The 12,975-nt window shown below is 70.2% G+C and carries 11 protein-coding genes; 5 read left to right on the forward strand and 6 right to left on the reverse strand.

All coding sequences use genetic code 11. The features are described 5' to 3' along the window. Window positions 1-43: 43 nt before the first annotated feature. Together B0I29_RS09200 and B0I29_RS09205 are read right to left on the reverse strand one after the other, a co-directional pair. Window positions 44-1,489, reverse strand: coding sequence for an NAD(P)H-hydrate dehydratase (locus B0I29_RS09200; protein ID WP_111648458.1), 1,446 nt, complete (start codon window positions 1,487-1,489; stop codon window positions 44-46). Between the two features lie 12 nt (window positions 1,490-1,501). Then, on the reverse strand, window positions 1,502-1,876 hold the full coding sequence (locus tag B0I29_RS09205; RefSeq protein WP_111648687.1) for a holo-ACP synthase: 375 nt from the start codon (window positions 1,874-1,876) through the stop codon (window positions 1,502-1,504). A gap of 631 nt (window positions 1,877-2,507) precedes the next feature. On the opposite strand from B0I29_RS09205, the gene B0I29_RS09210 reads away from it, so the two are divergent. Both B0I29_RS09210 and B0I29_RS09215 read left to right on the forward strand, forming a co-directional pair. After that, a complete protein-coding gene (locus B0I29_RS09210) occupies window positions 2,508-2,795 on the forward strand; it encodes a hypothetical protein (protein WP_111648459.1) in 288 nt (95 codons plus the stop codon). Between the two features lie 47 nt (window positions 2,796-2,842). Further along, window positions 2,843-4,315, forward strand: a complete 1,473-nt coding sequence (locus B0I29_RS09215; RefSeq protein WP_245972363.1) for an alpha/beta hydrolase — start codon at window positions 2,843-2,845, stop codon at window positions 4,313-4,315. On the opposite strand, the gene glmS is transcribed toward B0I29_RS09215, so the two are convergent. Beyond that, complete coding sequence (gene glmS / locus B0I29_RS09220; RefSeq protein WP_245972365.1) at window positions 4,302-6,146, reverse strand: glutamine--fructose-6-phosphate transaminase (isomerizing); 1,845 nt, start codon at window positions 6,144-6,146, stop codon at window positions 4,302-4,304. The genes B0I29_RS09215 and glmS overlap by 14 nt on opposite strands. 252 nt (window positions 6,147-6,398) lie before the next feature. Between glmS and B0I29_RS09225 the strand changes: the two genes are divergently transcribed. After that, window positions 6,399-7,223, forward strand: coding sequence for an MmpS family transport accessory protein (locus B0I29_RS09225; RefSeq protein ID WP_146616748.1), 825 nt, complete (start codon window positions 6,399-6,401; stop codon window positions 7,221-7,223). Between the two features lie 9 nt (window positions 7,224-7,232). Then, on the forward strand, window positions 7,233-8,402 hold the full coding sequence (locus tag B0I29_RS09230) for a pyridoxal phosphate-dependent aminotransferase (protein ID WP_111648688.1): 1,170 nt from the start codon (window positions 7,233-7,235) through the stop codon (window positions 8,400-8,402). Between the two features lie 40 nt (window positions 8,403-8,442). Here B0I29_RS09230 and glmM read toward each other — a convergent pair whose 3' ends face one another. The 3 genes from glmM to rplM all read right to left on the reverse strand — a co-directional run bounded on the left by glmM (window position 8,443) and on the right by rplM (window position 10,955). Next, entirely contained in the window at window positions 8,443-9,795 is a 1,353-nt protein-coding gene (gene glmM / locus B0I29_RS09235; protein WP_111648463.1) for a phosphoglucosamine mutase, read from the reverse strand. Window positions 9,796-9,960: 165 nt separating this feature from the next. Further along, the gene (rpsI, locus tag B0I29_RS09240) at window positions 9,961-10,488 is read right to left on the reverse strand and encodes a 30S ribosomal protein S9 (RefSeq protein ID WP_111648464.1); all 528 of its coding nucleotides are present in this window, start codon (window positions 10,486-10,488) and stop codon (window positions 9,961-9,963) included. 23 nt (window positions 10,489-10,511) lie between these two features. After that, on the reverse strand, window positions 10,512-10,955 hold the full coding sequence (rplM, locus tag B0I29_RS09245) for a 50S ribosomal protein L13 (protein ID WP_111648465.1): 444 nt from the start codon (window positions 10,953-10,955) through the stop codon (window positions 10,512-10,514). A 732-nt stretch (window positions 10,956-11,687) separates the two neighbouring features. On the opposite strand from rplM, the gene B0I29_RS09250 reads away from it, so the two are divergent. Further along, complete coding sequence (locus tag B0I29_RS09250) at window positions 11,688-12,833, forward strand: uroporphyrinogen-III synthase (RefSeq protein WP_245972367.1); 1,146 nt, start codon at window positions 11,688-11,690, stop codon at window positions 12,831-12,833. Window positions 12,834-12,975: the final 142 nt, after the last annotated feature.

Genomic DNA, 12,975 nt, shown 5'->3' on the forward strand with positions numbered 1-12,975 from the left:
TAACCCTACTGAGGCGTATGACAGTTCTGGTCACCCCGCAAGATCATTGAAGGATCCGGCCGAGCACCGGCCGGATCGCGGCCGCAACGTCCGGCGCGGTCACCGGGCCGTCCAGCGCCGCGTGCCGCCCGGCCAGGCCGTGCACGAAAGCGGCGGCCACCGCGGCCTTGACCGCCGGAAGGCCGGCTGCCAGCAGCGAGCCGAGCAGACCGGCCAGCACGTCGCCGGAACCTGCAGTGGCCAGCGCCGCGCTGCCGGTCGGATTGACCCAGATCTCACCCGCCGGAGTGGCCACGATCGTCCGGTCGCCCTTGAGCAGCACGACCGCGTTGGTCCAGGCCGCGAGCCGGGCGGCCGCGCCGGCCCGGTCGGCGCCCGGCGACTCACCGGCCAGCCGCTTGAACTCACCGTCGTGCGGGGTCAGCACCACCGGAGCGTCCCGGCGCAGATCCTCCGCGTGCTTACCGCCGACCAGCAGGGTGATGGCGTCCGCATCAAGAAGCACCGGCAACGACGTGGCAAGGACACTGCGCAATTCGGTACGCGCATCCGCCCCCGTCCCCAACCCGGAACCGCAGACCCAGGCCTGCACCCGGCCGGAGTCGGCAACCCGGGGCGCCGCCACCACGGAGGGGTGTGCCCGGACCACCTCGGCGTGCGCGCTGCCCGCGTAACGGACCATCCCGGACGGCCCGGCCAGCGCGCCGGTGCAGCCGAGCAGGGCCGCGCCGGGGTAACCGGCCGATCCCGTCGCCAGCCCGACCACGCCCCGGGTGTACTTGTCCGAGGTCGCACCGGGTACCGGCCACCACTCGGCGATGTCGGACGTCTCGGCGAGCTGGACCGCTGGGCTCATCACCAGTGCCGGGCCGAGACCGATGTCGATCAGCTCGACCTCACCGCACCGGACGGCGGCCGGGCCGATCACGTGTGCCGGCTTCAGGCACCCGAACGTGACAGTGACGTCCGCGTCGACCGCCTCACCGGGAACGTCCCCGGTGTCCACTGCCACTCCGCTCGGCACGTCGACGGCGACGATCACCGCGCGGTCACCCGTACGCCCGCGAAGTGAGCCGAGCCGGCGCACGATGGCCGCGGCAGGCGGCCGGAGTCCCCCGCTGGCGCCGATGCCGACGATCCCGTCGAGGACCAGGTCGGCGCGGTCCGGAAGGTGTGAGGTGGTGAATCCGCCGGAGGCGCGCAGGGCGGCGAGGCCGGCCAGATGAACGCGTTCCGGGGTGAGCAGCAGCGCGCGGACCTGCGCGCCCCGGCGGGCCAGCGCGGCGCCGGCGTAAAGCGTGTCACCGCCGTTGTCACCGCTGCCGACGAGGAGCACGACCCGTGCGCCGTAGACGTCGCCGTCCAGAAGGAGTGCGCATCGCCGGGCCAGACCGGCCGCGGCCCGCTGCATCAGCGTGCCGTCCGGCAGCGTCGCCATCAGCGACTTCTCGGCCGCCCGAACGTCCGCCACCCGCCATGCCTGCCGCATCTCGATCTCCTGTCACTCACCGGTCTCGGCGACCACCATCGCGGAAGCGATGCCGCCGTCGTGGGACAGCGACAGGTGCCATCGATGGATGCCCCTCTGGGACGCCGCGGCGGCGACCGTACCGGAAACGGTCAACCACGGCCGCCCGTCCGGGTCGGTGACGATCTCGCAGTCGTGCCAGCGCAGGCCGGCCGGAGCGCCGAGAGCTTTGGCGACAGCCTCCTTGGCCGCGAACCGGGCCGCGAGCGACTCCGCCGACCGCGGATTCCCGGTTCCGGTCAGCCGTTCCGGCTCGGTGAAAAGACGGTCCCCGAGGAGCGGAGTCCGCTCCAGCGCACGGGCGAAACGATCCACCAGGACGACGTCGATGCCGACAGACACGATCACACCGGTCACCTTAGTGGTGCCCCCGACCCCATTCCCACGTACGAGAACCACGGCGCGCGCCACCCCACCGGCCAGGCCGCAGGACCAGCCCCGACGCGCCGGCGCTCGACCCCCCGCCGCCGCAGGTCCCCAAGGCCGGCTGCACACCACGGCCACCACACATGACAGCCGGCAGCCGTGCCGTACAGCCAGCCCGGACCGGCTGTTCAGCACGGCTGCCACACGTGTCAGCCGCCGCCCGGTTGTGGGTCGTGGTCGTTCGGCCGGCGCTCATGGTCGTGGCTGAGCCCTGCCAACGACCGCAAGCGCTGGCCAATCCGGGTATCGCTGCTCGGCGACGAGCTTGTTCGCGGGCGAGCCGTAGCTCCAAGATCCGCGACCAGCGAACCAGCTCTCGTTTCAGCATTTAACGCATAAAGCCGACGTCGGGGCCGCATACGACACGGGCCGACGGAGCCAGCCGGCTTCAGCAACCCCGCCGACTCGTTGCCGGTCGGCTTTTAGCAAGCCCGCCGGCTCGTCGCAAGGGCTGTGGACAAAGCCCCGTCCGCTTGTCCACAGGCCGGTCCACAGGGCTTCGAACAGCCCTAACGTCGACGCATCCCGTTCCGCCGCTCTCTGGAGGCAGCCGATGAACCCCGATTTCCAGGTCGACGCCGACGAACTGATTCGTCAGGCCACGGCCGCCGACGACATCGCGGCCCGGCTGAACGGCACGGCCGACGCCGCCCCGCACCTCCACCCGTCACCCCGCTGGGCCGCCACGACCGCGACGGCTCTGGTCGCCGACGCCCTGCGCCTGCAGCTTCGCCAGCTCGGCGGCGACGTGTCCGAAACCGCCCGGCTGATCTCAGCGGCCGCCGCGGCCTATCAGGAGGCTGACGCCCGCGCGGCCGCCCGCTTCCGGCTCTCCCGATGACCACCTGGAACGTCCCATACCCAGCAAGCACCTATGCCCGGCTCCGCGTGACCGATCCTGATCGCTGGCGGGCGGCCGCTTCCGCCTGGCGGCGATGGGCGGCGCTCGCGGGTGCGCTCGCCGCCGAGTTCGGGACGCTGACCACGCGCCTCCGGTCCTCCTGGTCGGGCACAGCGGTCGCCGCCGCATCGGCTGCCTTCGCTGGGTTCCGGCGGCGGCTCGCGCTGTTCCGGGTGCTCTGCTGGCGCGCTGACCAGGCGTTGAGCGAGCTCGCCGCCTCACTCGCGCGAGCGCGCGAGCTCCTCCGCCGGGCGCAAGGCCGTGCGAAAAGCGCCGGCTTGGTGATTGATTCCTTGGGTACGGTCCACAGCACCCGCCCCACCGCCCATGCTCCGATGGCCGAGGTGACGGCCGACCTGTCAGCGGCTCTGGAGATCGCAGCCCGAGCCGACGCACAGGCCACCGCCCGCCTGACCGCGGTCTCAGCCTCCACGGGGTTCGGCGCGCACTCGGACCGGCCGGACTGCACCGCCGGGCCGGTCGAGGTCAAACAGTGGTGGGACAGCCTCACCCAGCAGGAACGGAACTGGCTGCTCGCCACCGATCCAGCCACCCTCGCCTCGGCCCGCGGCATTCCGGTCGCCGACCGGGACGTCGCGAACCGCCTGCTCCTCGATGACCAGCGAGTCGCAGATCGCCGGCTGGACGAACTGACGGCACGTCTTGACGACGACGGTGCGCTCAGGGCGTACCTCATCGGGGTTGATCTTGGGGGTGATGGTCGCGCTGTTGTCGCTCTGGGTGACCCGGATCGGGCCTCGCACGTGCTGACTCACGTTCCCGGCATGACCAGCGATCTGGAGTCGCTCGGCAGTGAGCTGACCCGGGCGGGCCGGGTCGCGCAGCGAGCCGCCGAGCTGGCGCCGGACCAGGCCACCAGTGCGGTGTTGTGGCTGGATTACGACGCGCCGGACTTCCTGCACGAGGCGTTCTCCGACCGGCAGGCCCGGGAAGGTGCGGCTGAGCTGCGCCGATTCCAGGAGGATCTGCGGGCCACGCATGACGGGGAGCCGGCGCATCAGACCGTGCTCGGCCACAGTTACGGCTCGCTGGTGACCGGGTTGGCCGCTGCCGGGCCGCTCGCCGCCGATGACGTCGTGCTCGTCGGGTCGCCCGGGACCGGCGTGGACTCGGTGGACCGGTTCACCGTCCCGGCCGATCGGGTGTGGGCGTCGACGTCGCGGACCGACGTGATCCAGTACGCCTCGGTGTCGCCGAAAAGCCTGCTCCAGGACCTGCCGATCGCGGCCGTGCTGCCCGGGACCGGCCCGATGCTGGCTTTCGGTACGCCCGAACGGGATCTCTGGTTCGGCCGGAACCCGAGCGATCCGGGCTTCGGCGCCCAGGTCTTCGCCAGTCAGGAGGACGCCGGTCACCTCGGGTACTGGGATCCGGGCCGGCCCGCGCTCGACGCGCTGGCCCAGATCACCGTCGGTCAAAAACCGATCACTCGACCGTGACGGACTTCGCCAGGTTGCGCGGCTGGTCGACGTCGTGGCCCCGGGCAGCGGCGATCTCGCAGGCGAGGATCTGCAGCGGAACCGTGGTCATCAGCGGGGCGAGCAGCGTCGGCGTACGCGGAACCACGATCAAGTGGTCAGCGAAAGCCTTGACGCTGTCGTCGCCCTCCTCGGTGATCACGATGGTGCGGGCGCCACGGGCACGCACCTCCTGGATGTTGGAGACGACCTTGTCGCGCATCACGCCACGACCGGCCGGGGACGGCACCACGCAGACGACCGGGGTTCCCTCGTCGATCAGCGAGATCGGCCCGTGCTTCAGCTCGCCGGCGGCGAAGCCCTCGGCGTGCATGTACGCGAGCTCCTTGAGCTTGAGCGCGCCTTCGAGAGCCACCGGGAAGCCGACGTGCCGGCCGATGAACAGGATCGTCGAGGCGGTCTTCAGGTCACGGGCCAGCGCCCGGACGTCCTCCATGCCGGCCAGCAGCGTACGCAGGCTGTCCGGGGTGGCCTGGAGCTTCTCGACCACGGCGGCGACCTCGTCGGCGTACATCACGCCGCGGATCTGGGCCAGGTGCAGGCCGATCAGGTAACAGGCGACCAGCTGGGTGAGGAACGCCTTGGTCGAGGCGACAGCGATCTCCGGGCCGCCGTGGGTGTAAAGGACGGCGTCCGACTCGCGCGGGATCGTGGAGCCGTTGGTGTTGCAGATGGCCAGCACCCGGGCCTTCTGCTCCTTGGCGTGCCGGAGCGCCATCAGCGTGTCCATCGTCTCGCCGGACTGGCTGATCACGATCACCAGCGTGGAACGGTCCAGGATCGGGTCGCGGTAACGGAACTCGCTGGCCAGCTCGACCTCGCACGGGATGCGTACCCAGTGCTCGATGGCGTACTTCGCGACCATCCCGGCGTGGTACGACGTGCCGCAGGCCACGATGAAGACCTTGTCGACGTCACGCAGGTCCTGGTCGGTGAGGCGTACCTCGTCCAGGATGATCTCGCCGCGGTCACTCAGGCGGCCGAGCAGGGTGTCCGCGATGGCCTGCGGCTGCTCGGCGATCTCCTTGAGCATGAAGTACTCGTAGCCACCCTTTTCGGCGGCGGACAGGTCCCAGTCGACGTGGAACTCCTGCCCGGTTGCCGGGGCGCCGTCGAAGTCGGTGATCTCGATGCCCGCCGGGGTGATCAGGACGACCTGGTCCTGACCGAGCTCGATCGCCTCGCGGGTGTGCTCGATGAACGCGGAGACGTCGCTGGCCAGGAAGTTCTCCCCGTTGCCACGGCCGACCACGAGCGGCGAGTTGCGCCGGGCGGCGACCACCGCGTCGGGCACCTCGACGTCGACAGCGAGCAGCGTGAAGGCGCCCTCGAGCCGCCGGACCGTACGCCGCATGGCCTCGGCGAGCAGCGCCGGGCCCTCCAGGGCACCGGTCGCGCGCAGCGCGCGCACCTCGGCGGCGAGCAGGTGGGCCGCGCACTCGGTGTCGGTGTCGCTGCGGAACTCGATGCCGTCGGCCTCAAGCTCGGCGCGGAGGCGGGAGAAGTTCTCGATGATGCCGTTGTGGATGACCGCGACGCGGCCGTCGGCGGAGAGGTGGGGGTGGGCGTTGCGGTCGGTCGGACCGCCGTGGGTGGCCCAGCGGGTGTGGCCGATGCCGGTGCTGCCCGCGGCGATGCGGTCGCCGCTGCGCTCGGCGAGGGCCTTCTCCAGGTTGGCGAGCTTGCCGGCCCGCTTCTCGGTCTGCACCACGTCTTCGTCGATGACGGCGATGCCGGCGGAGTCATATCCGCGGTACTCCAAGCGGCGGAGTCCATCGAGAACGATGCTCAACGCCGGACGATTGCCTACGTAACCCACGATCCCACACATGACGGGCAGCGTAGCCGAACTTCGCTCAAACGTCATGCTCGGGAAAGGCACTTTCGAGCATCGTACGTGATCGGAACTATAGGCGACAGGCCCGTGTACTGCACAAGCGCGATTTGCCGGACGACAGGTGAACACCCCGTACGGGTGGGTGACACGCCAGGTGCGTCGCTGGCGTACCGTCGTTCACGGCAGCGCCTCACCGGGAGGGAACCCATGAGCGATCCAAGCGAGCCGCGCCAACCGCCCCGGCCGCCGCAGTTCGCCCCGGGCATGGCGACGCCACCGGAGCCTCCTCCCTACGATCCGACGTCCGCGTTCCCGCCGGTCGGATACGAGCAGGTCAACTACGCGCCGCCGGGATACACCCCGGAGCCGGGTTACGCGCCTGACTACACCCAGGGCGGCTATCCGCCGCCTCCGCACCCGCCTTACGGCGAGCCCATGCCTGGGTACGGTCCGCCGCCCCCGCCCCGGAAGAGCAAGGCGCCGCTGATCGCGCTGGTCGTGGCCATCTCGCTGCTGCTCTGCGGCGGCGTGGTGACCTCCGGTGTGCTGATCGTGCGCAGTGTCACGGACAAGGCGAAAGAGGTCGTCGAGCCGATCGCCAATCCGACACTGCCCGAAGTGCCGGACCTTGGTTTGCCGACCGATGTGCCGGACCTTGGTTTGCCGACCGATCTGCCGACCGTCCTCCCCACCGGTCTGCCGGGCCTGCCCACCGATCTGCCCGACCTCCCGGGCGTCGATGAGAACAAGGAGATCTCGGTCGTCTACGAGATCACCGGTGACGGGCCGGCCGAGGTCCTCTACACCGAGCAGCTCGGCACCGCGCCCAAGGTGGTGAGCGGCGTGAAACTGCCGTGGAAGGTCTCCACCACGATGAAAGGTGTGGCCCTGATCTCGGTCTCCGCGCAGCGGACCGACGGCACCGAGGGCGACATCACCTGCCGGGCCACCGTGGACGGCAAGGAGGTCGCGAAACAGACCGGCTCCGGGCCGTACGCGACGACGACCTGCAACCAGCTCGTTTTCGACTAAGGGGTCGTGTTGCCCGCTTCTGATCCACTGGTCGAGCGGATGCGCCCGTTCGGCACGACCATCTTCAGTGAGATGTCCGCGCTCGCCGCGCGTACCGGGGCGGTCAACCTCGGGCAGGGCTTCCCGGACACCGACGGGCCGGCCGAGATGCTCGCGGCGGCCGCCGAGGCGCTCGCCGGCGGGGCTAACCAATACCCGCCGCTGCCCGGCATCCCGGTGCTGCGGCACGCCATCACCGCGCACGAGCAGCGGTTCTGGGGGCTCACCCGGGATCCGGACTCCGAGGTCGTCGTGACGGCCGGTGCCACCGAGGCGATCGCCGCTGCCATCCTGGCGCTCTGTGAGCCCGGCGACGAGGTGGTCTGCTTCGAGCCGTACTACGACTCGTACGCCGCCTCGATCACCCTGGCCGGTGCGATCCGGCGGCCGGTGACGCTGCGGCCCGGCCCTTCAGGGCGGTACGAGTTCGACGAGGCGGAGCTGCGGGCGGCTTTCGGTGGGCGTACCCGTCTGGTGCTGCTCAACACCCCGCACAACCCGACCGGCAAGGTCTTCACCCGCGCCGAGCTGGACCTGATCGCCGAGCTCTGCCGGGAGCACGACACCTACGCCGTCACCGACGAGGTGTACGAGCACCTGGTCTTCGAGAGCGAACACGTGCCGCTGGCGAGCCTGCCCGGGATGCGGGAGCGCACCCTGCGGATCTCCTCGGCCGGCAAGACGTTCTCCTGCACCGGCTGGAAAGTCGGCTGGGCGACCGGCCCGGCGCCACTGGTCTCGGCGGTGCAGCGGGTCAAGCAGTTCCTGACGTTCGTCAACGCGGGACCGCTGCAGCCCGCCGTTGCGGTCGCGCTGGGCCTGCCGGACGCGTACTTCACCGGGTTCACCGCGGGTCTGCGGGAGCGCCGGGACCGTCTGGTCTCCGGGCTCACCGACGCCGGCCTGGCCGTCCTGCCCTCGGAGGGCACATATTTCGTGACGGCCGACATCCGGCCGCTGGGTGGCACCGACGGCATCGAGTTCTGCCGGGAACTGCCGGACCGGTGCGGTGTGGTCGCCGTGCCGACCCAGGTCTTCTACGACCATCAGGACGCCGGCCGGCATCTGATCCGGTTCGCGTTCTGCAAGCGGCTCGACGTGATCGACGAGGCCGTCAGCCGCCTCAAGAAGCTGACATGAAAAGGGCCGGCTGGCAGCCGGCCCTTTCAACGATCGAATATCAGGCCGGGCTGGCGGCCCTTACCTCTTCGGCGATCCGCTCGGCGACAGTGCGCGCCTTCTCCTCGGTGGCGGCCTCGACCATCACCCGGACCAGCGGCTCGGTGCCCGACGGGCGCAGCAGCACCCGGCCGGTCTCGCCCAGCTCGTTCTCCGCGAGGGCGACCGCGGCCTGCACGGTCGGCGCGGCAGCGCCGGCTTCCCGGTCACCGACCTTCACGTTGATCAGCACCTGGGGCAGCGTGTGCACCACGGAGGCCAGGTCGGCGAGCGACTTGCCGCTCGACGCCACCTGAGCCATCAGGTGCAGGCCGGTCAGCACGCCGTCGCCGGTCGTGGCGAAGGCCGGCATGACGATGTGCCCGCTCTGCTCGCCGCCGAGCGCGAGGCCGCCGCTCTGCAGCTCCTCCAGGACGTACCGGTCGCCGACCTTCGTCTCGATCAGCTTGATCCCGGACTGCTTCATCGCGATCCGCAGGCCGAGGTTGCTCATCACGGTGGCGACCAGGGTGTCGTCGGTGAGAGTGCCGGCGTCGCGCATGGCCAGCGCCAGAATCGCCATGATCTGGTCGCCGTCGACGACGTCACCGGCCGCGGTGACCGCGAGGCACCGGTCGGCGTCGCCGTCGTGGGCCAGACCCAGGTCGGCGCCCTCACGCAGCACGGCTTCGCGCACCTTGTCGAGGTGCGTCGAACCGCACTCCTCGTTGATGTTGAGACCGTCCGGCTCGGCGTGGATCGCGATGACCTCCGCACCGGCCTCCCGGTACGCGACCGGCGCCACGTCGCTCGCCGCACCGTTGGCGCAGTCCACGACGACCTTGATCCCGGCCAGCGGGTGCGGAGCCGACTCGACCAGGTGCCGGATGTAGTGCTCGGCGCCGTCGAGAAGGTCGTGCACCCGGCCGATCGCAGCGCCGGTGGGGCGCCCGACCAGTCCGTGGCCGTCCGCGACGGCCTGCTCGATCCGCTCCTCCAGCTCGTCCGGCAGCTTGGCGCCGCCGGCGGCGAAGAGCTTGATCCCGTTGTCCGGCATGGGGTTGTGCGACGCGGAGAGCATCACTCCGAGATCGGCATTCGTCTGCCCCACCAGGTACGCCACCGCCGGCGTGGGTAGCACGCCGACCCGTACCACGTTGGCCCCGGCACTGGTCAGGCCGGCCACGACGGCCGCCTCCAGCATTTCTCCGCTGGCCCGGGGGTCGCGCCCCACTATGGCAAGCGGCTGGTGGCTGCTGTCAGCCTCGACCAGAACCCGCGCGGCCGCGACAGCGACAGAGAGCGCGAGCTCGGGGGTGAGCAGATCGCCGTTCGCGAGACCGCGAACGCCGTCGGTGCCGAAGAGTCGCCCCATGGCGGCTTCCTTTCGCCGGTGACACGTCAAACAAGACTGCCTCAGGGCGCGCCTGTTTCCGAGTACCGGAACGGCTGGTTGGGGAGGGAGGAAAAACAGCGACGGCCGAGCACGCCCCTCGTGAACAGGGGTGCGCTCGACCGTCGGTCAGAAGCGGCGCAAAAATCAGCGCTTCGAGTACTGCGGAGCCTTACGGGCCTTCTTGAGACCGTACTTCTTGCTCTCCTTGACCCGGGCGTCACGGGTCAGGAAGCCGGCCTTCTTCAGGGCCGGGCGGTCGTCCGGGTCGCTCGTGATGAGCGCACGGGCGATGGCGAGGCGCAGCGCACCGGCTTGGCCGGTGATGCCGCCGCCACGCAGGTTCGCGATGACGTCGAACTGCTCGGCGCGCTCGGTGGTGACGAACGGCTCACGGATGAGCTGCTGGTTCACCTTGCTCGGGAAGTAGTCCGCGAGCTCGCGACCGTTGCAGGTGATCTTGCCGGTGCCGGGCACGAGACGCACCCGGACGATGGCCTCCTTGCGGCGGCCAACGGTCTGGATCGGGCGGTCACCCGGACGCGGGGCGCGAACCGGAGCCGGAGCCGGCGTCTCGACGACGACAGCCGTCTCGGCGGCGGGCTCTTCGACGGCCTCAACGGTCTCGACGGTCTCGACGACCTCGGTGACCTCGGGCTCGATGTTGTCGGACACGTTGTTGCTACCTTCTCCCGCGCTCACTGCGCGATCTGCTTGATCTCGAACGGCTGCGGCTGCTGGGCGGCGTGCGGGTGCTCGGCACCCGGGTACACCTTCAGCTTCTTGATGATCTGCCGCGCCAGCTTGTTGTGCGGGAGCATGCCCTTGACGGCCAGCTCGATCGCGCGCTCGGGGCGCTTCGACAGAAGCTCCTCGTAGCTGACCTGCTTGAGGCCACCCGGGTAACCGGAGTGCCGGTAGGCGATCTTGGTCTGACGCTTGTTACCGGTCAGAGCGACCTTGCCAGCGTTGATGATCACCACGAAGTCGCCGGTGTCAACGTGCGGGGCGAACGTCGGCTTGTGCTTGCCGCGCAGAAGGGTCGCGGTGTGGGTGGCGAGCCGGCCCAGAACGACGTCGGAAGCGTCGATAATGTGCCACTGACGCTCGATCTCACCCGGCTTCGGGCTGTACGTACGCACAGAATTACCTTGTCTCGTCGTCGGTCTGGGGGCGCGCGCTGGTCGCGTCGAACACGATCGTCAAGCGTCCCCGCATAGGGACCACTCGCAGCTGTCGCACAACAGCAGGCAACAATACCCGCCCGCGCAGCGCGTGGTCAAAACAGCCAGTGTTTAGGGCACTGACCGTCCGGCGAGCGTTCTGGTTGCAAACACTCAGCCCTAGCGGAACCCCAAACATGACCAGCATACTCCGCGCTACGGACACGCCCGAAGCGGGTGGAGCAACCCGAGTCTGCCTGACTTAGCAGGCTTGAAACAAATGGGACGCTCTTCCGAAATTCGCCCCCGGCACTCTTCGGTCATGGCCAACGGTGCGGTTCTCCCAACGATGCGGTTCGGGATTCGCCGAAGCCGCCTCCGGGGGCGCACCATGGAAAGACCATCGTCAGGGTTGAGGACGGACCTGACGATGTCCGCCGGACCGGCTCGCCGGTTCGGCGAGGAGGAGTCGCGGCGTGCCCCGGACGGAGGTACGGCGAAGAACGCAGGCGTGACGTGGGAGCGGGTCGACGCTGAGGACGGCGGGCTTCGAGCGTGCCCTTCGGTGGACCGTTCGGCCACGCCGCGACTTCTCGCCTCGGGACTGAGTTCTCTCAAGCCAGGTCTTCTCAAGCCAGGTCTTCTCAAGCCAGGTCTTCTCAAGCCAGGTCTTCCCCAGCCAGGAACAGGTCTTCTCAAACCGGGTCTGGGATGACGGATCGGACCCCGGGCTCTCGCCGGGCGGTGCTGACCGCTGCCGCGCTCGCTGAGCCGGCCGCGGCCCTCTCCGGTTATACGATCGGGGTCACCGCCGACGGGCGTAAGGACGAGCTCGCCACCCTGCTCGAAGCACGTGGCGCCCGCGTGGTGCTGGCGCCGGCGTTGCGCATAGTGCCCATCGCCGACGACGCCGAGCTGCGCGCGGCCACCCGGGCCTGCCTCGACACACCACCCGACATCGTGCTGGTCAACACCGGCATCGGCATGCGCGGCTGGCTCGAAGCCGCCGAGAGCTGGGGCCTGGCCGAGCCGCTGCGCTCGGTGCTCTCCCGGTCGTACCTGGTGGCTCGCGGACCCAAGGCCCGCGCCGCGGTCCGCGCCGCCGGCCTGCACGATCAGTGGACCCCGGACGGCGAGGGGTACGAAGAAGTCGTCGACCACCTGACCACCAGAGGCGTGGCCGGTCTCACCGTGGCACTGCAGCTGCACGGGGAGAGCCAGCCCGAATACACCGACGCCCTGCAGCGCGCCGGCGCCCGGGTCATCGAGGTACCGGTCTACCGCTGGGCGCCGCCGATCGACCCCGCACCACTGCACCGGCTGGTCGACCTGATCCTCGGCAGGCTGGTGGACGCCGTGACGTTCACTTCGGCCGCCGCCGTCCAGGCCGTGCTCCGCGCCGCCGGCACGGGCACCGACACGGTCCTCGACTCGCTCCGCGGCGACGTCCTAGCCGCCTGCGTGGGCCCGGTCACCGCGGCCCCGCTGCGCCGGCAGGGCATCCCGGTTGTCACACCCGGCCGGGCCCGGCTCAGTGCCATGGTCCGCACCATCGTCGACGAGCTGCCCAAACGTGCCGTCTCCCTGGAGGTGGCCGGGCACTCCCTGACCCTGCGAGGCCACGCGGCAATCGTCGACGGTGAGCTTCGACCACTGGCCCCGGCCCCGATGGCCGTACTGCGAGAACTCGCCGTCTCACCCGGACGAGTACTCTCCCGCGCTTCGCTGCTGCAGGCCCTCCCCCGCGGCGCCGACGAACACGCGGTCGAGATGGCCGTGGCCCGCCTGAGAGCCGGCCTGGCAGTCCCAGGCGTAATCCAAACAGTGGTAAAACGCGGCTACCGCATCCCCGCCTAGCCGTACCCATACCCACACCACCGCCACCCAGCCCCAAGCCCACCGCCGCCCAGCCACCACAACCGCCGGGCGCCACCACGCACCCCCGCTACTTCCGCCGCGCGCCGCCGCTACTACCACTGCGGGACGCCACCGCGCCGCC

The organism is Actinoplanes lutulentus, assembly GCF_003259845.1.
GTDB lineage: Bacteria > Actinomycetota > Actinomycetes > Mycobacteriales > Micromonosporaceae > Actinoplanes > Actinoplanes lutulentus.

Bases quoted from the DNA above. Each gene is read 5' to 3' on its own strand.
- glmM (WP_111648463.1), bottom strand. From the start codon at position 9,795: ATGGGGCGACTCTTCGGCACCGACGGCGTTCGCGGTCTCGCGAACGGC.
- B0I29_RS09210 (WP_111648459.1), top strand. From the start codon at position 2,508: ATGAACCCCGATTTCCAGGTCGACGCCGACGAACTGATTCGTCAGGCC.
- B0I29_RS09225 (WP_146616748.1), top strand. From the start codon at position 6,399: ATGAGCGATCCAAGCGAGCCGCGCCAACCGCCCCGGCCGCCGCAGTTC.
- B0I29_RS09250 (WP_245972367.1), top strand. From the start codon at position 11,688: ATGACGGATCGGACCCCGGGCTCTCGCCGGGCGGTGCTGACCGCTGCC.
- B0I29_RS09200 (WP_111648458.1), bottom strand. From the start codon at position 1,489: ATGCGGCAGGCATGGCGGGTGGCGGACGTTCGGGCGGCCGAGAAGTCG.